22 protein-coding genes are annotated in these 22780 nt (G+C 71.8%); 18 read left to right on the plus strand and 4 right to left on the minus strand.

From position 1 onward, the window contains the following. The first annotated feature begins 75 nt into the window (after window positions 1–75). The 6 genes from K228_RS0115095 (at window position 76) to K228_RS0115125 (ending at window position 4661) form a co-directional block, all read left to right on the plus strand. Window positions 76–369: a DUF503 domain-containing protein gene (locus K228_RS0115095; protein WP_025619190.1), complete on the plus strand. Its 294-nt coding sequence runs from the start codon at window positions 76–78 to the stop codon at window positions 367–369. Window positions 370–523: 154 nt separating this feature from the next. Continuing rightward, on the plus strand, window positions 524–994 hold the full coding sequence (gene rbfA / locus K228_RS0115100; RefSeq protein ID WP_025619191.1) for a 30S ribosome-binding factor RbfA: 471 nt from the start codon (window positions 524–526) through the stop codon (window positions 992–994). Beyond that, window positions 991–2049 (plus strand): DHH family phosphoesterase, encoded by a 1059-nt coding sequence (locus K228_RS0115105; protein ID WP_025619192.1) that lies wholly within the window; start codon window positions 991–993, stop codon window positions 2047–2049. Before rbfA ends, K228_RS0115105 begins: the two co-directional genes overlap by 4 nt. Before the next feature lie 175 nt (window positions 2050–2224). Then, window positions 2225–2632, plus strand: coding sequence for a hypothetical protein (locus K228_RS0115110; RefSeq protein WP_025619193.1), 408 nt, complete (start codon window positions 2225–2227; stop codon window positions 2630–2632). Further along, entirely contained in the window at window positions 2632–2841 is a 210-nt protein-coding gene (locus K228_RS0115115; RefSeq protein ID WP_188116207.1) for a DUF6186 family protein, read from the plus strand. Before K228_RS0115110 ends, K228_RS0115115 begins: the two co-directional genes overlap by 1 nt. A gap of 491 nt (window positions 2842–3332) precedes the next feature. After that, window positions 3333–4661, plus strand: a complete 1329-nt coding sequence (locus K228_RS0115125; RefSeq protein WP_025619195.1) for an MATE family efflux transporter — start codon at window positions 3333–3335, stop codon at window positions 4659–4661. A gap of 73 nt (window positions 4662–4734) precedes the next feature. Here K228_RS0115125 and K228_RS0115130 read toward each other — a convergent pair whose 3' ends face one another. Further along, window positions 4735–5055: a hypothetical protein gene (locus K228_RS0115130; protein WP_025619196.1), complete on the minus strand. Its 321-nt coding sequence runs from the start codon at window positions 5053–5055 to the stop codon at window positions 4735–4737. Window positions 5056–5104: 49 nt separating this feature from the next. On the opposite strand from K228_RS0115130, the gene truB reads away from it, so the two are divergent. From truB to dapB, 6 genes are all read left to right on the plus strand, one after another. Continuing rightward, complete coding sequence (truB, locus tag K228_RS0115135; RefSeq protein WP_050580995.1) at window positions 5105–6079, plus strand: tRNA pseudouridine(55) synthase TruB; 975 nt, start codon at window positions 5105–5107, stop codon at window positions 6077–6079. Between the two features lie 38 nt (window positions 6080–6117). Beyond that, window positions 6118–7047: a bifunctional riboflavin kinase/FAD synthetase gene (locus K228_RS0115140; protein WP_025619198.1), complete on the plus strand. Its 930-nt coding sequence runs from the start codon at window positions 6118–6120 to the stop codon at window positions 7045–7047. Between the two features lie 222 nt (window positions 7048–7269). Continuing rightward, window positions 7270–7539, plus strand: coding sequence for a 30S ribosomal protein S15 (gene rpsO, locus K228_RS0115145; RefSeq protein WP_011905279.1), 270 nt, complete (start codon window positions 7270–7272; stop codon window positions 7537–7539). 235 nt (window positions 7540–7774) lie between these two features. Further along, window positions 7775–10138 carry a polyribonucleotide nucleotidyltransferase gene (locus K228_RS0115150; RefSeq protein ID WP_025619199.1) on the plus strand — a complete coding sequence of 788 codons (2364 nt, stop codon included), beginning with the start codon at window positions 7775–7777 and terminating at the stop codon, window positions 10136–10138. 93 nt (window positions 10139–10231) lie between these two features. Continuing rightward, the gene (locus K228_RS0115155) at window positions 10232–11599 is read left to right on the plus strand and encodes a M16 family metallopeptidase (RefSeq protein ID WP_425414524.1); all 1368 of its coding nucleotides are present in this window, start codon (window positions 10232–10234) and stop codon (window positions 11597–11599) included. 146 nt (window positions 11600–11745) lie between these two features. Beyond that, complete coding sequence (gene dapB, locus K228_RS0115160; protein ID WP_025619201.1) at window positions 11746–12519, plus strand: 4-hydroxy-tetrahydrodipicolinate reductase; 774 nt, start codon at window positions 11746–11748, stop codon at window positions 12517–12519. A 124-nt stretch (window positions 12520–12643) separates the two neighbouring features. On the opposite strand, the gene K228_RS0115165 is transcribed toward dapB, so the two are convergent. Beyond that, a complete protein-coding gene (locus K228_RS0115165; RefSeq protein WP_025619202.1) occupies window positions 12644–13237 on the minus strand; it encodes a GNAT family N-acetyltransferase in 594 nt (197 codons plus the stop codon). 35 nt (window positions 13238–13272) lie between these two features. Between K228_RS0115165 and K228_RS25660 the strand changes: the two genes are divergently transcribed. From K228_RS25660 to K228_RS0115195, 6 genes are all read left to right on the plus strand, one after another. Then, complete coding sequence (locus tag K228_RS25660; RefSeq protein WP_245603482.1) at window positions 13273–14502, plus strand: glycosyltransferase family 87 protein; 1230 nt, start codon at window positions 13273–13275, stop codon at window positions 14500–14502. A 15-nt stretch (window positions 14503–14517) separates the two neighbouring features. Continuing rightward, the gene (locus tag K228_RS0115175) at window positions 14518–15747 is read left to right on the plus strand and encodes a winged helix-turn-helix domain-containing protein (RefSeq protein WP_025619203.1); all 1230 of its coding nucleotides are present in this window, start codon (window positions 14518–14520) and stop codon (window positions 15745–15747) included. Continuing rightward, on the plus strand, window positions 15744–16415 hold the full coding sequence (locus K228_RS0115180; protein WP_025619204.1) for a DUF2752 domain-containing protein: 672 nt from the start codon (window positions 15744–15746) through the stop codon (window positions 16413–16415). The genes K228_RS0115175 and K228_RS0115180 overlap by 4 nt, the downstream gene beginning before the upstream one ends. Window positions 16416–17098: 683 nt before the next feature. Further along, window positions 17099–17842, plus strand: a complete 744-nt coding sequence (thyX, locus tag K228_RS0115185) for an FAD-dependent thymidylate synthase (protein ID WP_025619205.1) — start codon at window positions 17099–17101, stop codon at window positions 17840–17842. Between the two features lie 46 nt (window positions 17843–17888). Further along, on the plus strand, window positions 17889–18815 hold the full coding sequence (dapA, locus tag K228_RS0115190) for a 4-hydroxy-tetrahydrodipicolinate synthase (RefSeq protein WP_025619206.1): 927 nt from the start codon (window positions 17889–17891) through the stop codon (window positions 18813–18815). Between the two features lie 52 nt (window positions 18816–18867). Further along, complete coding sequence (locus K228_RS0115195; protein ID WP_025619207.1) at window positions 18868–20556, plus strand: ribonuclease J; 1689 nt, start codon at window positions 18868–18870, stop codon at window positions 20554–20556. A gap of 35 nt (window positions 20557–20591) precedes the next feature. On the opposite strand, the gene K228_RS0115200 is transcribed toward K228_RS0115195, so the two are convergent. Further along, the gene (locus K228_RS0115200; protein WP_025619208.1) at window positions 20592–22226 is read right to left on the minus strand and encodes a type III secretion system chaperone family protein; all 1635 of its coding nucleotides are present in this window, start codon (window positions 22224–22226) and stop codon (window positions 20592–20594) included. Next, complete coding sequence (locus K228_RS0115205; RefSeq protein ID WP_025619209.1) at window positions 22223–22699, minus strand: type III secretion system chaperone family protein; 477 nt, start codon at window positions 22697–22699, stop codon at window positions 22223–22225. Before K228_RS0115205 ends, K228_RS0115200 begins: the two co-directional genes overlap by 4 nt. Between the last annotated feature and the right edge of the window lie 81 nt (window positions 22700–22780).

Genomic DNA, 22780 nt, shown 5'->3' on the forward strand with positions numbered 1-22780 from the left:
CACAGATCAAGGGGTTTACGCCATGCTGCGTAAACCCCTTGATCATGTCCGGGTTCGTCCGTAGTCTCCGGGACGATGTACACCGGAACTGCGGTATTCGACCTTCTGCTGCCGGGCGACTCCCGGTCGCTGAAGGCCAAGAGGTCCTACGTTCGGCCGATCGTGGCGGCGCTGCGCCGCGTCGAGGTCTCCGCCGCCGAGGTGGGGGCGCTCGACCTGCACGGGCGGGCGGAGATCGGCGTCGCGGTGGTGTCCGCGACGGCGGCCCACGTACGTGAGGTGCTCGACTCGTGTGAGCGTCTGGTCGCCGCCCGTCCCGAGGTTGAACTCTTGTCGGTGCGTCGGCGGCTGTACGGCGCGGACGACTGATCCACCGACGCCGCCGCGGGGCTGCTCCGCGGGCGGTCACCAGACCGGCCGCGTACGGGCGGACCGGCGGCGCGGGTAGTCTTCGTGGTGTTGGCCGGCGGCTGGGCACCCCAGGTGCCCGGCGGTCGGGAGCGGTACGCCTGGAGGTGGCGAGATGTCGGATCCGGCCAAGGTGCGCCGGCACGCGGAGCGGGTGCGTGAGCTGGTGGCGTCGGTGGTGCGCAGCCAGATCAAGGATCCCCGGCTTGGCATGATCACCATCACGGATGCGCGGATCACCGCCGACCTCCGCGACGCCACGGTCTTCTACACGGTGCTCGGCGACGCGGCCGCCCAGGCGAGCACCGCCGCGGCGTTGGAGAGCGCCAAGGGCATGTTGCGCAGCACCGTCGGGAAGGCGCTGGGGCTGCGTCACTCGCCGACGCTGACCTTCGTCCTGGACGACGTGCAGGACCAGGTCAAGCACATTGACGACCTGCTCGCCCAGGCCCGCCACGCGGATGCCGAGGTGCAGCGCCTCGCCACTCGGGCCGAGTATGCGGGCGAGGCCCAGCCGTACCGGCTGGAAGAGGAGCCCGAGGCCGCCGGGGACGAGCTGCCGCCGCCGGGCGGAGACCAACGGTGACCGAATCCGCCGCCGGGTCCGTGCCGGTGGAGGCCGACTGGGCGGCGGCGGTGGCCGCGGTCCGCGCGGTGCCGGCCGCGGGGCGGGTGCTGCTGGTCTGTCACGTGAATCCGGACGGCGATGCGCTCGGCAGCATGCTCGGCTTCGCTCTCGGCCTGCGTCGGCTCGGTCTGGGTCAGGTGCAGGCTGCCTTTCCCGGCCCGCCGCAGCTCCCGGAGCCGTTGCGCGGGCTGCCCGGTGAGCAGCTGCTGGTCCCGGCGGCGGAGGCGGTTGCCGATCCGGACCTTCTGATCAGCTTCGACGCGGCGAGCGAGTCTCGGTTGGGGGAGCTGGCTGACCGGCTGACGACCGCCGGCAGCACGTTGGTGCTCGACCACCATGCGTCGAATCCCGGCTTCGCTGCGATCAATCTGGTTGACCCGCGGGCGGCGGCCACCTCGGTGCTCGTGGACGAGCTGCTTGACCGGCTGGGGGTGCCGCTCGACGCGGAGATCGCGGAGTGTCTCTACGTGGCGTTGACCACCGACACCGGCTCGTTCCGGTTCGCGGCCACCACCGCGGCGGTACACCGGTTCGCGGCCCGGCTACTCGCCACGGGCATCCGTCCCGGTGAGATCTCTCGTCGCGTCTTCGACACCCGCCCGTTCGGTGCCGTGCGGCTCTACGCCGAGGTGGTCGGTCGGGCCCGGCTGGAGCCCACCGCGGCGGATGGGCATGGCCTGGTGTGGACCTGGGCGACCCAGGAGGACCTGGCCCGGCACGGGCAGCCCGCGTACGTGCTGGAGGCGCTGATCGATTCGGTACGGTGCACGGCGGAGGCCGACGTGAGCTGCGTGGTGAAGCAGACCGCCGACGGGGAGTGGGCGGTGTCGTTGCGCAGCAAGGGCGCGGTGGACGTGAGCCGGGTGGCGATGGCGTTGGGCGGCGGAGGGCACCGGCTCGCCGCCGGCTTCACTGGCCGGGGCAGTGCCGACGAGGTGGTGGAGGCCATCCGACGGGAGCTGGCCGGGGCGCTGCTCACCCCGACGGGCGGGGGCGGGCCGGCCCTGCGATAGCGGTTGGCGCTGCCCTGCGGAAACGGCCAGGGTCGCCCTATGGTGACGGGGGTTGGGTCGGCCTTGCGGCTACCTGTCGACTGGCCTTTCGGCTGATGAGCTGTCGACAAAGATCAGGGTCGGCCTACGGGTGTTCGGTCTTCCCGCCGTTGGGAACGGTCGGCAGAATTGCGGCATGGAACAGCCCCGTGACCTGACACTCGAGGCGCCACGCGCCTGGGATCGTCCCGCTGTCACCGTGCCGGTGCTCGTCTGCCTGTCGTTGGTGGGTGGCCGGTTTCCGTCCTTCTCGGTCGAGGCAAATCTGTGGACGCTCGGCACCGGTGGTGTCCTGATCTGGCTTGGCCTGGGTAACCGGGTGCCCCGGCGGCCCGCACCGGTACGGCTGGACCAGGGTGCGGTGTGGTGGACGTTGCCGGTGGTGGTGTTTGTGGTCTTCGAGGGGGCCACCTTTGCGGCCGCAGCGGGTGACGAGTTCCCGACCTTCTCCCGACTGGCGGATCCACTGCTGGAGGACGGGGTGATCCGCTCAGTGAGCTGGCTGGCCTGGTTGTCCGCGTTCTGGGGGCTGGTGCGGCGATGATGCGGACGCTGGCGATCAGCGGCTTCCTGGTGGCGGTGGCGCTCTTCGTCGCCGTGGAGTTGGCGGCCCGTCGGGAGGGGTCCCGCATCCCCACCCTGGGTGAGGTCTGCGCGTATGTGATGCGGTACGAGGTCGGCTCGGTGCCGGTCGGCCGGATTGGGGTCTTCGGCTTCTGGTGGTGGCTGGGCTGGCACTTCCTGGCGCGTTGAGGTGCCGTTGCCCGCGCTGTGGCTCCGCCCGGATGGTGGGAACAACCGGCGGTAGGTGGACCTGAACGATAGCTTGGGTATTGACCGATGCCGTGCTGACGGTGTCGGTCGTGAGCGGTGGGTCCGTACCCGGCGTCGCCGCTCTCCAGGGTCGGACCGACCCGGGCTCGCTGCTCCGCGTGCTGCTCCGGCGACCCCGGACGCCCGCGGGTGGCAGACCTTGCCCGTGAGTTCCACCGCTGCGCTGGTGGCTCGCGCCCTGGAAGGGGTTTCCCATGTCGAACACGCCCAAGACCGACACCGCTGACGAGGCGCGGGAGCAGCTGCGCCGTGCGCTGCAGACCTCGATGGACACGCGCCAGTGACGTCGCCGATCGGCTGACGCCCCACCGGCGGGCGGCGCTGGCCGCCCGTCGTCCGGCGCCGCCCGCCGATGGTAAGTGACGGGCCTGTTTGCGGTCCTTACGGAGCCCGTGTCAGGATCGGCGACGATGAACTCGCCGGCCGCCACCGCACCCCGCTCCGCCTCGCCCCGCAGGATCGCCGCGCTCGCCCTGCCCGCCCTCGTGGTGCTCGCCGCCGAACCGCTGTATGTGCTGGTGGACACGGCGGTGGTGGGACACCTCGGCCGGGTCCCGCTCGCCGCGTTGGCGATCGGTGGCACCGTGCTGACGCTCATCGCCTGGCTGGGCACGGTCGTCGCGTACGGCACCACCGGGCGTTCCGCCCGGCGGTACGGAGCCGGTGACCGCACCGCCGCCGTCGCCGAGGGGGTCCAGGCCTCCTGGCTCGCGCTCGCGGTAGGGGTCTTCGTCGCGGTCGGCATGCAGGCCGGCGGCGGCGTGCTCGCCCGTGCCCTCGTCGGGGCGGAGAACGACGTGGCGGAGGCCGCCGCGCAGTGGCTGCGGATCGCGGCGCTCGGCGCACCCGGGCTGCTCCTCGCCGCTGCTGGCAACGGTTGGCTGCGGGGCGTCCAGGACACCCGCCGGCCGCTGTGGTTCGTGCTCGGCCCGAGCCTGCTCTCCGCGGTGCTCTGCCCGGTGCTGGTCTACCCCGTCGGGCTCGGCCTGCCCGGATCGGCGGTGGCCAACGTCGTGGCGCAGACGATCTCCGGTGCGCTCTTCGCCGGGGCGCTGGTCTCCGAGCGGGTGGCCCTGCGCCCCCGGCCCCGGGTCCTCGCCCAGCAGCTTGTGCTCAGTCGGGACCTGCTCATCCGCGGCGTCGCCTTCCAGGCGAGCTTCCTCTCCGCCACGGCGGTGGCCGCCCGCTTCGGCGCGGCGGCGGTCGGCGCCCACCAGATCGTCCTGCAACTCTGGTTCTTCACCGCCCTGGTACTCGACGCGCTCGCCATCGCCGCGCAGGCCCTCGTCGGCGCCGCGCTGGGGGCCGACGACGCGGCCGGTGCCCGCGGACTGGCCCGCCGGATCGGGCTGCTCGGCGCCGGCTGCGGCGTGGCGTTCGCACTGGTCATCGCCGCCGGAGCCGGGGTGGTCCCGGGCTGGTTCAGCGCCGACGGGCAGGTCCGCGAGGAGGCGATGGTGGCCTGGCCCTGGTTCGTCGCGATGCTGCCGCTGGCGGGCGTCGTCTTCGCCCTGGACGGAGTGTTGATCGGCGCGGGGGACATCCGCTACCTGCGGAACCTCACGATCGTGGCGGCGTTGGGGGGATTTCTGCCGGCCATCTGGCTGGCGTACGGACTGGACCTCGGACTCGGTGGGATCTGGGCGGGGCTCACCTTCTTCGTGGTGCTCCGGCTCGCCGCCCTGCTGCTGCGGCTGCGCAGCGGTCGCTGGGCGGTCGTCGGCGCGGTCCGGTCCTGAGTCGCCGGCGTGCTCTGGGTCGGACCACGCCGGACGGATTCACCACCGGCCGGAGCGGCCAGCGGTGCCTGAGTTAGGACGAGACCAAGCTGGATTGCAGGACGTATACGGCCATCACCAGCCCCAGGGCCACGGCGAAGGAGACGACGAAGCCGGCCACCTTCATCGTGTTCGGGAAGCGTTGGTACAGCCGACGCCGACCCTGCCACACCTGCCACCGCCGGCGCAGGGCGGCGGCGCCCGGGAGCGCGAGCAGCGCTGCGGCGATCCGGTCCCCAGCAGTGCGCCGTGGGGGCGGTGGGTCGAGCATCCAGGCGGGGCGGCGGGGCGGCTGCTCCGGTTGGTGCAGTCGGGGGGACCGCTGCTGGTCCTGATCCTGGCGCTGGCGTGACATTGCCTAACCCTCCCGTGGTTGATCAGCCCAGTGGTAGCAGTCGGCGTCAATGCGTCTCGTCCCGGCAGAGGCGGGGCGCGCCGTCCGGGTGGGCGTCCCGGTGCTGGCGGGGCCAGCCCGTCTGGCAGGCTTGGCGGTCGTGAGCGCAGACGGACTGATCGTGGTCGACAAGCCCGGCGGTATGACATCGCACGACGTGGTGGCCCGGGTGCGCCGGTTGGCCCGGACCCGGCGGGTCGGGCACGGTGGCACGCTCGATCCGATGGCGACCGGGGTCCTGGTCCTCGGCGTGGGTCGAGCCACCCGGCTGCTGACCTACGTCATCGGGGCCGGCAAGAGCTACACCGCCACGATTCGACTGGGGCAGGCGACGGTCACCGACGACGCCGAGGGGGATGTCATCTCCAGTGCCCCGGCCGGTCAGGTGACCGAGGAGGCGGTCCGGGTCGCGCTGGCAGCGCAGACCGGTGCTGTGGACCAGGTGCCCAGCGCGGTCAGCGCCATCAAGATCGACGGTCAGCGGGCGTACCGCCGGGTTCGGGAAGGGGCCAGTGTTGACCTGCCGCCCCGGCGGGTCACCATCTCCCAGCTCGACGTGCGGGCGCTGCGACGGGACCAGCCGGACGTGGTGGACGTGGACGTGGACGTCACCTGCTCCTCCGGCACGTACGTGCGGGCGATCGCCCGGGACACGGGCCGGGCGCTCGGCGTCGGGGGGCATCTCACCGCGCTGCGGCGTACCGCCGTCGGCGGTTTTCCCCTCGCCGAGGCCGCTACCCTCGATGACCTGGAGCGCCGGGCACCCGAGGTGGTCACGCTCTCCCTCGCGGCGGCGGCTGACCGGTTCTTCCCGCGCCGGGAGGCGACCGCCGAGGAAGAGCGGGTGCTCTCCCATGGCGGTCCGTTGGACCCCGCGGGGATCGACGGCCCGTACGCCGTCTTCGGCCCGGCAGGCGGGTTGGTCGCTATCGTCAGCGAGCGGGCCGGTCGGGCCCGTGCGGAGATTGTGCTGGCCCCGGCCTGACGGCGCGGCGGTCGGGACAGCGACAGGGGAGGAGCGTTATGCAGCGGTGGCGGGGGTACGACGCGGCACCCGGCGGCTGGGGGCGGTCGGTCGTCACCATCGGCGTCTTCGACGGCGTGCACCGGGGGCACCAGGCGATCATCGGGCACGCGGTGGCACGGGCCCGGGAACTCGGGGTCAAGTCGGTGGTGGTCACCTTCGATCCACACCCGGCCGAGGTGGTACGTCCGGGTTCGCACCCGGCGGTGCTCACCGAGCCGACCCGTAAGGCCGAGCTGATCGAGGCGCTCGGTGTGGACGTGCTCTGCGTGGTGCCGTTCACCCCGGACTTCTCCCGGCTGTCGGCGGAGGCGTTCGTGCACGACGTCCTGGTCGAGCACCTGCACGCCGCGTTGGTGGTGGTGGGGGAGAACTTCCGGTTCGGGCACCGGGCCGCGGGGGACGTGGCGTTGCTGGAGCAGCTCGGTCGGACCTTCGGCTATGCCGTCGAGGGGGCACCCCTGGTGGCCCAGGCGGGGACGGTCTTCTCCTCCACGTACATCCGGTCGTGCGTCGCCGCCGGGGACGTGGTGGCCGCTGCCAGCGCCTTGGGGCGGCCGCACCGGCTGGAGGGCGTGGTGGTCCGCGGCGACCGGCGCGGTCGCGAGCTGGGTTTCCCCACCGCCAACCTGCTCTGCCACCGGTACGCCGCGGTCCCGGCCGACGGGGTCTACGCCGCCCGCCTGGTGCGGCGGGGGCAGCGGGAGCCGCTGATGGCGGCGGTGTCGATCGGCACGAACCCGAGCTTCTCCGGCCGGGAGCGGCGGGTCGAGGCGTACGTGCTCGACTTTGACGCGGACCTGTACGGCGAGCGGCTGGCCCTGGACTTCGTGGCGCACCTGCGCGGGCAGGTCCGCTATGACTCGATTGAGCCGTTGGTGGCGCAGATGGCCGAGGACGTTGAGCATACCCGCCAAGCCCTGGGGTGATCACGGAAAGTGATCGGGTTCGACACCTGGTGGCCCCTTGCCCGGCCCGTGCGGACCGGGGCTGGTAGCCTGACGGAGACGTCGGCGCACCGACGTGGGTCCTGGCGTGCCTGCACGACGCCGCGGGTGCGAGGACCGTCCGCCGCCGGGCACCGCCCGGCCCTCCGGGTAAGCCCGCTCTGGCGGACACGACATCGATCAACTCACCGAAACAGGGAGAACATGGCGCTCGACCAGCAAGCCAAGGCCAAGATCCGCGCGGAGTACGCGACCGTCGAAGGCGACACCGGTTCGCCGGAGGTGCAGGTCGCCGTCCTCACCAAGCGGATCGCGGACCTGACCGAGCACCTGAAGGTGCACAAGCATGACCACCACAGCCGCCGTGGGCTGCTGCTGCTGGTCGGCCGCCGCCGTCGGCTGCTCAACTACGTGCAGAAGAAGGACATCAACCGCTACCGGTCGCTCATCGAGCGGCTCGGTCTGCGCCGGTGACGTGACGGGGGAGCGGCCGACCGGCCGCTCCCCCGCTCCAGTTCACCGCCAGGAACTCCGACAACCAGGGCCGCACGACCCCCCGACCCACCGGGAGCCGGTCAGCGCACCGGTCTCCGGTAGTGGCCTCCGGGCATCCGGCACCTCGCCGACCCGCCCGGGCGCTTCGATCGAAGACCGGCCGTCTGAGCAGCTGCGCGTCGCGGTCCGTAGACGCGAAGGAGCGCAACCACAGATGACCGAGAGCAACCTCGGTACCCAGTCTCGTACCGCCACGATCGACAACGGGGCCTTCGGCACCCGTGTGATCACCTTCTCCACCGGCCGGCTGGCCCGTCAGGCCGCCGGCTCCGTCGTCGCCCAGCTCGGCGAGACGGTCGTCCTCTCCGCGACCACCGTTGGCCGGCAGCCGAAGGAGCAGTTCGACTTCTTCCCGCTGACCGTTGACGTCGAGGAGCGGATGTACGCGGCGGGCCGGATCCCCGGCTCGTTCTTCCGCCGGGAGGGGCGCCCCAGCGAGGACGCGATCCTCACCTGCCGGCTGATCGACCGGCCGCTGCGCCCCTCGTTCGTCAAGGGCCTGCGCAACGAGGTCCAGGTCGTCGAGACCGTCCTGGCGCTCGACCCCAGCCACCCGTACGACGTGGTGGCCATCAACGCCGCCTCGATGTCGACGAAGCTCTCCGGCCTGCCGTTCTCCGGCCCGATCGGGGCGACCCGGATGGCCCACATCGACGGCTCCTGGGTTGCCTTCCCGACCCACGAGGAGCTGGAGCGCGCCACCTTCGACATGGTGGTCGCCGGTCGGGCCCTGCCCGACGGCGATGTCGCGATCATGATGGTTGAGGCGGAGGCCACCGAGCACACCGCGAAGTTGGTCGCCGACGGCGCCTCCGCACCGACGGAGGAGGTCGTGGCGAGCGGGCTGGAGGCAGCCAAGCCGGCCATCCGTGAGCTGTGCCGCGCGCAGAGCGAGTTGGCCGAGGTGGCGGCGAAGCCGGTCGCCGAGTTCCCGGTCTTCCTCGACTACTCCGATGACGCGTACGACGCGGTCGCGGAGCTGGCCCGGGAGGACGTGGCCGAGGCTCTGAAGATCGCCGGCAAGGCTGACCGCGAGGAGGCCCTGGACCGGATCAAGGCCCGGGTGGTGGAGGAGCTCGGCCCGCGTTTCGAGGGCCGGGAGAAGGAGCTCTCCGCCGCGCTGCGGTCGTTGACCAAGTCCGAGGTCCGCAACCGCGTGCTGCGCGAGCAGGTCCGCATGGACGGCCGTGGCCCGCGGGACATCCGTCCGCTGACCGCCGAGGTTGGGGTCCTGCCCCGGGTACACGGCTCGGCGATCTTCGAGCGGGGCGAGACCCAGATCATGGGCGTCACCACGCTGAACATGCTCCGGATGGAACAGTCCCTGGACACGCTCTCCCCGGAGAAGTCCAAGCGTTACATGCACAACTACAACTTCCCGCCGTACTCGACCGGGGAGACCGGCCGGGTCGGCTCGCCGAAGCGGCGGGAGATCGGCCACGGCGCGCTCGCCGAGCGGGCCCTGATCCCGGTGCTGCCCTCGCGTGAGGAGTTCCCGTACGCGATCCGGCAGGTCTCCGAGGCGCTCGGCTCCAACGGCTCGACCTCGATGGGTTCGGTCTGCGCCTCGACCCTCGGCCTGCTCTCCGCCGGTGTGCCGCTGAAGGCGCCGGTCGCGGGCATCGCCATGGGCCTGATCTCCGACGAGGTCGAGGGCAAGACCCGGTACGTGACGCTGACCGACATCCTCGGTGCCGAGGACGCCTTCGGTGACATGGACTTCAAGGTCGCCGGCACGCCGGACTTCGTCACCGCGCTTCAGCTCGACACCAAGCTCGACGGCATCCCGTCGGACGTGCTCGCCGCGGCGCTCCAGCAGGCCTACGAGGCCCGGCAGACGATCCTGCAGGTGATGCAGGCGGCGATCGAGGCACCGGCCACGATGAGTGACTACGCGCCTCGGGTCACCACCGTCAAGATCCCGGTCGACAAGATCGGCATGGTGATCGGCCCGAAGGGGCAGACGATCAACGCGATCCAGGACGAGACGGGCGCCGAGATCTCGATCGAGGACGACGGCACCATCTACGTCGGCGCGACCAACGGCCCCGCGGCGCAGGCCGCGGTCGAGCGGATCAACGGGATCGCGAACCCGACCCTGCCGAAGGTGGGCGACCGCTTCCTCGGCACGGTGGTCAAGACCGCCGCCTTCGGCGCGTTCATCTCGCTGCTTCCCGGCCGCGATGGTCTGCTGCACATCTCCAAGGTGGGCGACGGCAAGCGCGTCGAGAAGGTCGAGGACTTCCTCAACGTCGGTGACAAGGTCGAGGTGGAGATCGCCGACATCGACCAGCGGGGCAAGATCTACCTGGACAAGGTGCGCCCGGAGGGCGCCGAGGCCCCGGCAGAGGGCGCTGGCGAGCGGCCGGCGGGTCGGGACCGGGGCGACCGGGGACCGCGTGACCGCGGTGACCGCGAGCGCGGTGGCCGGGGTCCGGACCGCGGTGACAGCGGCGACCGTGGCGACGGCGGTGAGGGCGGCGAGTCGCGTCCGCGCCGTCGTACCCGGCGCAGCTGACCGTCGGACCAACGCACCATCCACCCCTCGTCGAACCGGGAGCCCTTCGTGAGCCGGACTGTCTCCGTACCGTCCATACCGGAACGACGGGGGGTGGCCGCGTTTCGGGGCGCTCCCGGCGGCGCGGCCAGCCGCGCCGTAACCCGTACGCTCAGCGACGACCCGTTGGGCGGCACGGTCCGCCGGACCGTGCTCCCCAGCGGGCTGCGGGTACTCACCGAGGCCATCCCGGCGATGCGCAGCGTCTCGTTCGGCATCTGGGTGTCGGTTGGCTCCCGGGACGAGAACGGCCCCCAGTCCGGTGCCGCCCACTTCCTTGAGCACCTGCTGTTCAAGGGGACGCACCGGCGGACCGCGCTGGAGATATCGTCGGCGATCGAGGCGGTCGGCGGCGAGACCAACGCCTTCACCACGAAGGAGTACACCTGCTACTACGCGCGGGTGCTCGACGAGGACCTGCCCCTCGCCATCGACGTGATGTGCGACCTGGTGGCCGACTCGGTGCTGACCCCGGAAGACGTGGAGGTCGAGCGGGGCGTGATCCTCGAGGAGATCGCCATGCACGACGACGAGCCCGGCGACGAGGTGCACGACCTCTTCGCCCGGGCCGTCTACGGTGAGCACCCGCTCGGCCGGCTGATCTCGGGGACGGAGCAGACGGTCACCCCGATGACCCGGCGACAGATCCAGGGCTTCTACCGGCGGCACTACACCCCGCCGCGGATCGTCATCGCCGCCGCCGGGAACCTTGACCACTCCAGCATGGTCAAGCTGGTCCGGCAGGCGCTGCGGGGCACGCCCCTGGACGCCGAACCGGCGGCGCCCGCACCGTACCGGAGCGCCACCCCGGCGGTACGCACGCAGCCCGCGACCACCCTGGTTGCGCCGAAGGAGACCGAACAGGCACACGTCGTGCTCGGCTGCACCGGCATCGATCGGCGGGATGAGCGTCGGTATGCCCTCGGGGTGCTGAACAACATCCTTGGCGGCGGCATGTCCAGCCGGCTCTTCCAGGAGATCCGCGAGCAGCGGGGGCTCGCCTACTCGGTCTACTCCTACGCCAGCCAGCACGCCGACAGTGGCCTGTTCTCCGTCTACGCCGGCTGTGCGCCAGGTCGAGCCGACGAGGTGTTGGAGTTGATCCGCGCGGAGTTGGCCCGGGTGGCCGCCGACGGGCTCACGGAGGCCGAGTTGGCCCGGGGCAAGGGCATGAGCAAGGGCGCCTTCGTGCTGGGCCTGGAGGACAGCGGTTCCCGGATGAGCCGGCTGGCCAAGGGGGAGCTGCTCTACGGCGAACTGATGCCGGTCGACACCCTGCTGGCTCAGGTGGACGCGGTCACCATTGCCGACGTCAACACGCTCGCCGCGGAGTTGCTGAGACGCCCGATGTCGCTGGCGGTGGTGGGGCCGTTCGGCGAGTCCGACTTCACCGCCGGAGCGACCCCGACCGCCTCCGCCTAGCCGCCCACCCGACCGCCTCCGCCGGACCGCCTCCGAATCACCCCAGCCGGAGCGCCGGTATCCGAAATCCGGGCGGGTGGGCCATCGGGGCTACCACGGCCCCCACCCAGCGATACTCATGTCCCGGTTGGGATAGGTTGTCGGCTGTGACTGACGAGCAGGACAAGAGCGCGGACGAGCCGCTCCGGGTCGGTGTGCTGGGCGCCCGGGGCCGGATGGGCATCGAGGTGTGCAAGGCGGTGGACGCGGCCCCCGACATGGAGTTGGTGGCCATGGTTGACCAGGGCGACTGGTTGTTCAACGCCTCCGACGCCGGAGCCGAGGTGGTCGTCGACTTCACCACCCCTGACGTGGTCATGGACAATCTGCACTGGTGCATCGACCAGGGCATCAGCGCCGTGGTCGGTACCACGGGCTTCACCGAGGCGCGGCTGGAGCGGATGCGCGGCTGGCTGGCCCGGAAGCCGGGGGTGGGGGTGGTCGTGGCCCCCAACTTCGGCATCGGGGCGGTGCTGATGATGCAGTTCGCCGAACGGGCCGCCCGCCACTTCGAGTCGGCCGAGATCATCGAGCAGCATCACCCGCGCAAGCTGGACGCGCCGAGTGGCACCGCGACGCACACCGCGCGCCTGATCGCGGGGGCCCGCGCCGCAGCTGGCCAGGGTCCAGCACCGGACGCCACCCGGGACGAGGTGGCCGGTGCCCGCGGCTGCGACATCGACGGCGTACGCGTGCACTCGGTCCGCGCCACCGGTCTCGTCGCCCACCAGGAGGTGCTCTTCGGCACCACTGGCGAGACGCTGACCATCCGGCACGACTCCTACGACCGGGCCTCCTTCATGCCCGGGGTGCTGCTGGCTACCCGCAAGGTGCGCAGCCGGCCCGGCCTGACGGTCGGTCTGGACGCCCTGCTCGATTGAGCGGGTTGCCCCGCACCATCAGCGAACCGGGGTTGTCCGGGAGGGGGCCGGGTCGGGGCCGCCAGGGAGCCGGAGTCGGGGTTGTCAGGGAGCCGGGGCTGGGGCCGTTAGGGAGTCGGGGCTGTCAGGGAGCCGCATCCGGGAGCCGGGTCGGCTCCGCGGGGACCGCGACATGTAGTCGCAACTGGGCGACCAACATGTCGTCCACGTCCAGCGCGCGGGTCGCCCCGTCCGGCTCCCACCCGGTGCCGGTCAGGAACCCCCGGGTCGCCACGTCGCCGTCGAACGCCCACGCCACCGCGCGGGTGAACCCGTCGTCACGCCAGTGGTCCATCGCCGCGGCGAGCAGTCGGCTGCCGTGCCCGCGCCGACCCCAGCGTGGCTCCACCAGTAGGTCGGTAACCGCGACGACATCCGGACCCAGCGCTTCGGCGGGCTCGCCGGGCGCCTGGGCCTCGACGTCGGCCGGACCGGAGGCGGCGAAACCCACCAGATAAGATTGCTCGGCCTGTTCGACGGCGACCAGCACCCGGTGGGCAGCCGAGGGCGGCTCTTGCACCGCTGCGGTCCACCGCTGGGCCAGCCACGCCTCGTCGAGGTTCGCGAGCACCTGTCGGGGCAGGATGCGGCGGTACGCGACCCGCCAGGTTGCGAGTTGGATGCGTGCGATGTCGCCGGCGTCCTGTGGACGTGCCGGGCGGACGTAGCCGAGAGCCATGGCACGAAAGCCTACGCAGGGTGGAGGAGGCGACGATGGCGCAGGGTGCCAGGCGGACGGTCAGACAGGCGGTCGGGGTGGCCGGACTCGCGGTCGGGGTGGCCCTGTTCCTGTCCGTGGCGGCCGTGCGGCACGGCTTTTTCGACCTCGGGGTCTACTACGGCGCGATCCGCTACTGGGTGCACGACGGCGGCGAGATCTACGACTTCCTGCGCCCGTTCACCCAGTACGGCTTCACCTATCCGCCGTTCGCAGCCCTGGTCATGCTGCCGATGGCGTACGTCTCCTGGACGGTGGCGATCGTGCTCAGCGTCTCCGCGAGCGTGGTGGTCACCCTGGTGCTGTTCTGGTGGCTGCTGGACCCGATCTCCCGCCGCGCCGGCTGGACTCGCTGGTTCGCCATCGCGGTAGCGCTATGCCTCGTCGCGGCGTACGAGCCGATGCGGGAGACGGTGAACTTCGGCCAGGTCAACATGCTGTTGCTGTTCCTGGTGGCGGTGGATCTGCTGCGGCTACTGCCTTCGGGTAGCCGGTGGGCCGGCGCCACCATCGGCCTGGCCACCGCGATCAAGCTGACCCCGGGGATCTTCATCGTCTACCTGCTGGTGACCGGGCGCTGGCGGGCGGCGGTAACCGCGATGGGCACCGCCGCCGGCGCGACCCTGCTCGCCGCCGCCCTCTTCCCGGACGCCTCCCGGGAGTACTGGACCGAGGCGCTGTGGAACACCAACCGCGTGGGCCAGCTCTCCTTCGTCTCCAACCAGTCACTCCGCGGGGTGGTGGCCCGGCTGAACCCGGAGGATCCGAGCACCGTCGCCTGGCTGGTGCTGGTGGTGGCCGTACTGGCGCTCTGGGCGTGGCGAGCCCGGTCCGCGGTGGCGGTCGGCGACGAGGCGACCGGGCTGGCGCTGACCGGTGTGCTGATGTGTCTGGTCAGCCCGGTCACCTGGGTGCACCATCTGGTCTGGCTGCTGCCGGCGCTCCTCCTGCTGTTGGACAACGCGATGGCCGCGCCCGCCGGCAGCCGTCGGCGACGCCGACTGCTGGCGGCCGTGAGCATCGCGTACGCGTTCCTGATCAGCCGGATCGTGTGGGCCTGGGAGCGGGACTTCTCCGGGATCGACGGCTTCCTCGGCAGCAACACGTATGTCTGGATCAGCCTGGCCCTGCTGGCGTTTCTGCCGATTCGGACCGCGGCGCATCGGACTGCGGGTGGGACGGCCGGGCAGGAGGAGGGCCGGCCCGCAGCGGTGTCGTACCGGTGACCTAGTGTCCCCGCGATGACTGTGCCGGAGTCGCTCTCGCTCGCCCAAGCCCGTCGGATCACCCTGGCAGCCCAGGGTTTCACCGATCCGTCACCCACCGGCGTTCCCACTCGCCGGCATCTGCGTCGCGTGCTGGACCGGGTCGGCCTGATCCAGCTGGACTCGGTCAACGTGCTCCAGCGGGCGCACTATCTGCCGCTCTACAGCCGCCTCGGCCCCTACCCGACGGCGCTGCTCGACGCGGCTGCGTACCGCCAACCCCGTGCTCTCTTCGAGTACTGGGGGCACGAGGCGTCGCTGGTGCCGGTCGCGTTGCAGCCGGCACTGCGCTGGCGGATGGCGCGCGCCCGTAGCCAGGCCTGGGGCGGCATGCGCCGGATCGCCGAGGAGCAGCCGGATCTGGTGGCCTGGGTCCGGGACGAGGTAGCGGCCCGTGGGCCGATCACCGCCGCGGAGATCGAGCACGATGCTGACCGGGTGACCGGTAGCTGGGGCTGGAACTGGTCCGCGACGAAGCGGGCGGTGGAGTACCTGTTCTGGTCCGGCGAGGTGACGGCCGCCGAGCGTACGACGTCCTTCGCCCGCCGTTATGCCCTGCCGGAGCAGGTGCTGCCGGCGGCGGTGCTGGCGGCGCCCACCCCGAGCGACGCCGAGGCGTACCGGACGCTGGTGGCCGTGGCTGCCCGCTGCCTCGGCGTGGCGGCGGAGCCGGAGCTGCGGGACTACTTCCGGTTGCCACTGGCGCAGGCTCGGGCGGCGATCGCCGAGCTGGCGGAGGCGGGTGAGCTGATCCCGGTGTCCGTGTCGGGCTGGCGGCAGCCGGCCTGGCTGCACGCCGAGGCCCGGTTGCCCCGTTGGGTGCGGGGAAACCGGCTGGTCAGCCCCTTCGACCCGCTGGTCTGGGAGCGGGGCCGCACCCGGCGGTTGTTCGATTTCAGCTACCGCATCGAGATCTACGTCCCGGCACCGAAGCGGGTGCACGGCTACTACGTGTTGCCGTTCCTCCAGGGGGAGCGGTTCACCGCCCGGGTCGACCTGAAGGCCGACCGGAAGAGCGGTGTGCTCCTCGTGCCGGCAGCCTGGCCGGAGCCGGGCGTTGAGGTGGGTGAGACGGCGCTCGCGCTCGCCGCCGAGTTGTACCGGCTCGCCGGCTGGCTGGGCCTGGACGCCGTGGCGCCACCGACGGCAGGTGACCTGGCGGTGCCGTTGGCCGCCGCCCTGAGGAGCGTGGCGGGTGTACCGTGATCGACGTGACGAGCGTTGACGGGCCGCAGCGCCGGGCCGCCGCGGCGCCCGACGCCCCGCCTCTTCCCGACGGTGCTGTGCGGCCCTCGGACGGTGCTGTTGGGTCCTTTGACCGTGCTGGCGGGGCGTCGGACGCTGCTGCTGGCCAGCGGACTGTGGCTGCTGCCCCGGCGCCTGATGGCTGGCCCGTGGCGGCGGTACCGGTCTATCCGGCTCCGCAGCCGGACCGACTGACCCGATTCGTACTTCGTCTCCAGGAACGCTCGCCTCGGTGGGCGGCGCCGCTGGCCGCCCTGGGCTGTGTCGGCGCCGGCATTGGCTACACCCTGATGATCGACCCGACCCGGTCCGCGCCGGATGCGGCCCCCACCTGCCTGCTCAAGCTGACGACCGGGCTCGACTGTCCGGGCTGTGGCGGCACCCGAGCCCTCTGGTACCTGTTGCATGCCGATCTGCCGGCCGCTGCCCGGCACCATCTCCTCCTCGTCTTCGCGCTTCCCTTCCTGGCGTATCTGTTCGTGGCGTGGGCGGGCCGGCAGGCCTTCGGGTGGCGGCTGCCCCAGCTGCGGATCAGCAACAAGCTGATCGGGGTCTTCCTGGCCGCCTGGTTGGCTTTCTCAGTGGTGCGTAACCTGCCCTGGGCGCCGTTCACCGCGCTCTACGTCTGACTCTTCCTCGTCTTCGCGCTGCCTGCCGCTGGTGCCTGCTGCTGCTGTTGCTGTCAGCGACACCCCCGACGACATCGTCCGGCCGACCGGGGTTTTGCCTCTCGGCCCCGCCCTTCGGTGTACCCCGTTCTCTTCACTGTCGAGCTGCCCCGTTGGCGAGTCCGTGCACAGGTGGTAGGCCTTGCCGTTGTGGGTAGCCGGCCGAAAGGTGCGGGGTGGTGGCCCGCGTTGGGACGGCACGTCCAGGTGGTCGGGCAGCCGCTGACGGTCGGCCCGCTCTGGGCGGCTGACCGGCGGCTTATCGCGAACTGGTCACTGCCCCGGTTCCGCTCTGTGGTGGGGGCGTGTCGTGGGGTGGTCTGTTGGGTGGTGGGGGGTGCCCGTTTGTGTGGGCAGCTCGACAGGAAGGTGCCGGCACCCCCGGCTGCTCCCGTGGCGGCCGGCATTGCGTGGCGCTCGCCACACGGCTGCTATCTCTCCCGTCATGCCTGCGCTTCGGTCGTGCCTGCGCCCCCCCGTGGACGCAACCACTCCCGCCGCGCCTGTGCGCGCGGTGCGCTTGTGCGCGCGGTGCGCCTTCGGCCGGCATGGGGAGTGCTGTGGCCGGGCCTGATCTTCGCCGACTGCGGGGTCCGATTTCCGTCGGCGCCGGTCGCGCCACTACAGTCGCAGGAATGCCGGACATGGTGCAGCCCCAGGTCAAGCTCATTGCGTGGACCCAATTTGCGGCCCCAGACGACGTTGGGTGGTCGACTGACGCCGACGGGGGGCAGGCGCTCGCGGAGTTCGCTGGCCGGGCCTGCTACCAGAGTTGGAAGAAGCCAAACCCGGCGACGGCGACCAACGCCGGCTACCTCGCCCACATTCTCGAGGTGGGCCACCTGAGCGTGCTGGAGCACAGCTCGGTGAGCTTCTACTTCACCGGGGTGTCGCGGTCGCTCACCCACGAGTTGATCCGGCACCGGCACTTCTCGTACTCGCAGCTGTCCCAGCGGTACGTGCCGGAGCGGGACGCGGCGATGGTGGAGCCGGCCGTGATCGCCGACGACCCGGAGCTGCACAAGCGGTTCGTGGAGGCCGCCGAGGCGAGCGTGCGGGCGTACACCGAACTGCTGGAGGGCCTGGAGCAGCGCTTCACCGACGAGCCCAATGCCACCCTGCGGCGGAAGCGTGCCCGGCAGGCGGCGCGGGCGGTGCTGCCGAACGCCACCGAGACCCGCATCGTGGTCACCGGCAACTACCGGGCGTGGCGGCACTTCATCGGCATGCGGGCGACCGAGCACGCCGACGTGGAGATCCGCGAGCTGGCGGTGGAGTGCCTCCGCCAGTTGCAGGGGGTGGCCCCGAGCGTCTTCAACGACTTCGTGATCTCCTCCCTGCCCGACGGCACCGAGGTGGCGGCCAGCCCGCACGCGGAGGTGTCCTGAGCCCTTCCCCGTCGGGGGCTCGGAGGCCGTCCGCTAGGTTGGACGCATGACGAGTGACCTCCCCGACACTCCGCCCCGGACGGCCTCCCGGCCGTTCGGGCGGGTGCTCACGGCCATGGTGACGCCCTTTACCGCCGACGGTGCGCTCGATCTGGACGGTGCGGCCCGGTTGGCGAACCACCTGGTCGACGAGCAGGGCAACGACGCGCTGGTGGTCAACGGCACCACCGGTGAGTCGCCGACCACGACCGACGCGGAGAAGGAACGCCTGATCCAGACGGTGGTCGCGGCCGTGGGCGATCGAGCCAAGGTGGTGGCCGGGGTCGGGACCAACGACACCCGGTACACCATCGAGCTGGCCGCTGCCGCGGAGAAGGCCGGAGCGCATGGCCTGCTGGTGGTGACGCCGTACTACAGCAAGCCGCCGCAGACGGGCCTGGTGCGACACTTCACCGCGGTGGCAGACGCCACTGAGCTGCCGGTGATGCTCTACGACATTCCGCACCGCGCCGGGGTGGCGATCGAGACCGAGACGCTGGTGCGCCTGGCCGAGCACGGCCGGATCGTCGCGGTGAAGGACGCCAAGAGCGACCTGACCGCCACCAGTTGGGTGACCAGCCGGACCGGTATGGCCTTCTACAGCGGCGAGGATTCGCTCCTGCTGCCCGCGCTGGCGGTGGGTTCGGTCGGGGTGGTTGGCACGTCGACCCACTTCACCGGGGCGCAGACCCAGGAGATGATCCGGGCGTTCGACGCGGGGGACAACGCCACCGCGCTCGCCCTGCACCGGCGGCTGCTGCCGCTGTACACGGGCATTTTCCGGGCCCCGGGCACGATTATGGTCAAGGCCGGCCTGGCGGCGAAGGGACTGCCCGCCGGTCCGGTCCGATCCCCGCTGGTGGACGCTACCGCCGACCAGCTTGCCCAGCTCCGCGCCGACTGCGCGGCGGCGGGCCTGGACCTCCCTGAATGAACGAACGACACGACGGACGCCCGGTGACGGCGTCGCAGAATGAGGTGAACGCGTGACCGAGGCGCGGATCGAGACAGAACTGCTACCGCCGCTGCCCGAGGGCGGGCTGCGGATCATCCCGCTGGGCGGGCTCGGCGCCATCGGTCGGAACATGACCGTCTTCGAGTACGCCGGGAAGCTGCTGGTCGTTGACTGCGGCGTGCTCTTCCCGGACGTGGAGCAGCCGGGTGTGGATCTGATTCTGCCCGACTTCGCCCCGATCCTGGACCGTCTCGATGACGTGCAGGCGATCGTGCTCACGCACGGTCACGAGGACCACATCGGTGCGGTGCCGTATCTGCTCGCCCACAAGCCGGACATCCCGCTGGTCGGTTCGGAGTTCACCCTCGCCCTGGTCGAGGCGAAGCTCGCCGAGCGGCGGATCCAGCCGTACACGCTGACGGTGCGGGAGGGGGGTCGGGAGCAGCTGGGCCCCTTCGAGTGTGAGTTCTTCGCGGTCAATCACTCGATCCCGGACGCACTCGCCGTGGCTATCCGTACCCCGGCCGGTCTGGTGCTGCACACCGGTGACTTCAAGATGGACCAGCTCCCGCTGGACGGTCGGATCACCGACCTGGCCGGCTTCGCGCGGCTCGGCGCCGAGGGGGTGGACCTGCTCCTGTCCGACTCCACCAACGCCGAGATTCCCGGCTTCGTCACGCCGGAGCGGGAGATCGGCCCGGTGCTCGACTCGATCTTCGCCAAGGCCCGGGGCCGGATCATCGTCGCGTCGTTCGCCTCCCACGTGCACCGGGTCCAGCAGGTCTTCGACTCCGCGGTGGAGCATGGTCGCAAGGTGGCCCTGATCGGCCGGTCGATGGTGCGCAACATGGGCATCGCCCGCGACCTCGGTCTGCTGAACATCCCACCCGGTCTGGTCGTCGGGCTCGACGAGGCCACCAGCATGCCACCCGACCAGATCGTGCTGATGTCGACCGGCAGCCAGGGTGAGCCGATGAGCGCGCTGGGCCGGATGGCCAGCGGCGATCACCGGCACATCACCATCGCCCCCGGCGACACCGTGGTGCTCGCCTCCTCGCTGGTGCCCGGCAACGAGACCTCGGTCTACCGGGTGATCAACCGTCTTGCCCGGGCCGGTGCCGTCGTCGTGCACAAGGACGTGGCCAAGGTGCACGTCTCCGGGCACGCCCCCGCTGGCGAGCTGCTCTACCTGCTCAACATCGTTCGGCCGAGCAACCTGATGCCGGTCCACGGGGAGTGGCGACACCTGCGCGCCCACGCCCGGCTGGGCATCGAGTCCGGCGTCGCCGCCGATCGGGTGGTGCTCTGTGAGGACGGCGACGTGGTCGACCTGGTCGAGGGGCGGGCCAGCCTGGTCGGGCAGGTCAAGAGTCGGTACGTCTACGTGGACGGCCTCGCCGTCGGGGACGTGTCGGAGTCGCTGCTCACCGAGCGGCGGATCCTCGGCGACGGCGGCTTCATCGCGGCCACCGTGGTGGTCGACTCGGTCACCGGGAAGGTGGTCGGTGGGCCGACCGTCTCCGCCAAGGGTTTCTCCGAGGATCCGGAGGCGTTCAGCCCGGTGGTGCCGTTGATCACCGAGGCGCTCAACCGGGCCGCCTCCGATGGCATCACCGACCCGCACCAACTGCAGCAGATCGTGCGGCGCACGGTGGGGCGGTGGGTCAACGACGCCTACCGCCGTCGGCCCATGATCGTGCCGAACGTGGTGGAGGTCTGAGCCGAGGCGTGGCGAGGTCGGGGAGCCGGCCCGGGTCAGGGCAGCTCCGCGACCGCGTCGGCGTACGCCGAGCCGGTGCGTACTGCGGCGGCCAGCAGCACATCCAGCTGGGTGGGCGCGACCCCGTGGGACAGGTCGGTGCTGACATCACCGGCCAACACCAGCTCGGCGCCGGAGTCGTGCACGTACGCCGTCGGTAGCAGCCGGTCCTGGTTCCAGGCGTTGCAGAACGCGTACGCCTCGGCGCGTCGATCGGCCGGTAACCGGCGGCTGGCCACGGCGCGTACGTGCAGGACCTCGCCGCGCTCACCGGCCCGCCGTACCTGGATCAGCGCCTCACCCCAGCGCCCCACGACGGTGTCCGTGGCATCCAGGACGTACTGGTCGCCGCGCCGGTCCAGGGCGTTGGTGATCGCTGCCAGGCTGAGCGGGGCGGGCTGGTCGGCCGGTTGGTCGTCCGGCTCGCGGTCGGGTTCGTCGTCGTCCGGGCTCTCGAACGGCAGCGCCGCCGGGTTGGCCAGGGCCCGTTCGGCTGCGCCCCGCTCGTCCAGCCAGGACGCGACCCGCCCGGACTGGTGCCCGGTGCCGTTGCGCGCGTCGAAGCTGCCGGCGAGCCCGGTGGCCAGGTCGGTCAGCGTGGCCCCGAGCGCGGCGACGTCCAGGTCGGCCGCGGGCCGTTGCCCGTACGCGGGGCGGCGGACCTGCTGCTCACCGAGTTCGGCGGCGACCGCGACCCCGCACACCAGCGCCCCGGCGGCGGCGAACTCCATCGCGGACAACTCGTCGGGAGCCCGATCCAGCCGGGGTAGCTGCTCGGTGAGCAGGGCCAGCCCGCGGACCGGGTTCCCGCTGAGCGCGCAGAAGCGCAGGTGCGCCGCGAGGTGCGCGAAGCCGGCCTGTTCGCGTCGGTGCCGCTGGTACGCGCGCACGTGCGCCGCCGCGCCCGACTCGGTCTCGCCGACGCGGAGCCACGGCAGCATCCCCGCGGCGAGCCCCCGCTCGGGTGCTCCGGTGCAGTCGTCCGGGTCCACACCGGCCAGGACGTCCAGCGCGGCGGACCACTCCTCCCACCCGGCGAGCAGCTCCGCCCGTCGGACGGCGGCGCAGCTGAGGCAGCCGTCGGCCGGGGTGGCGGGCGCCGCTACCCAGCGGTCGTACCAGGACCGGGCGGTCGGTTCGTCGCCGAGGTGGTCGGCGATCCGGCAGTAGAGTTCGGCGGCGGTCGCGGTGTCGGTGGTGCCGAGGTCGTCGAGGAGAGACCGGGCCTGGTCCAGGCCACCACGCGGGCTGCCGAGCAGGGCTTCGACCGCGTACCGCCGGTAGCGGGCCAGGGTTTCGTGACCGTCGGGCGGCAGCAGGTCGGGCCGCCGGTCCACGGCGGCGAGGCAGCGGCGGACCGGCTCGACCAGGCGCCACCGCCCTTCGTCGAGCAGGTAGGTCTCGATTAGCGCGAGCCGTGCGTCCAGCGCCGACTGGTCGTCGCCGGCGGCGTCGGCGCGCGCCGCGATCCGTTCCAGCTCGGCGCTGCGGGCCTCGCCGTCGGGGGAGTCCCGGGCGTCGGCCAGCTCCTCGGCGAGGGGACGGCCGTCCCGCCCGGGTCGTTGGCGGCGCGGTGGCCACCCCGCCCAGCCGAACTCCTCCAGCCCGCGGCCGCCGGGCTGCCCGATCACGACCGCACCCCGCCGGGCAGCCGCGCCACCTCGGCGGCGAGCTGGCAGCCGGTGGTGATACCGCGGTCGAGGAGCCGGTCGAGTTGGTGCGGGGTCACGCCGCGTTCGAGGTCGGTGATGACCTCCCCGCAGATTCGCGCCCGCCCGTCATCCTCGACGTGTACGAACGCCTTGGGCCAGAGCCGGTCGTGGTTCCAGGCGTTGCAGAAGGCGTGCAGGGTGGGAACGTACTCGATCGCGAACGTGGGTGCCACGACGGTGCGAACCTGGAGTAGCTCGCCGGCGGTCCCGGGCCGCAGGAACCAGATGAGGCTGTCGGCCCACCGGCCGACCAGCTCCCCGGCCGGGTCGGTCTCCACCGTGTATCCCCGCTGGGTGAGTACGGTGGCGATCAGCTCATCGCTGAGTGGGCTCAGGGCGCCCGGGTAGCCGCCCAGGAGGCGGTCCGGAATGTCCCCGGTCGGCGACGCCATGCGGCATCCCTTCTGAGGCGAATATCACGACCGGCGGCGGATTCGCGTGCCGACGCGCAGACACGACCTGGAATAGCGGCG

The organism is Salinispora cortesiana, from assembly GCF_000484695.1.
Taxonomy (GTDB): domain Bacteria; phylum Actinomycetota; class Actinomycetes; order Mycobacteriales; family Micromonosporaceae; genus Micromonospora; species Micromonospora cortesiana.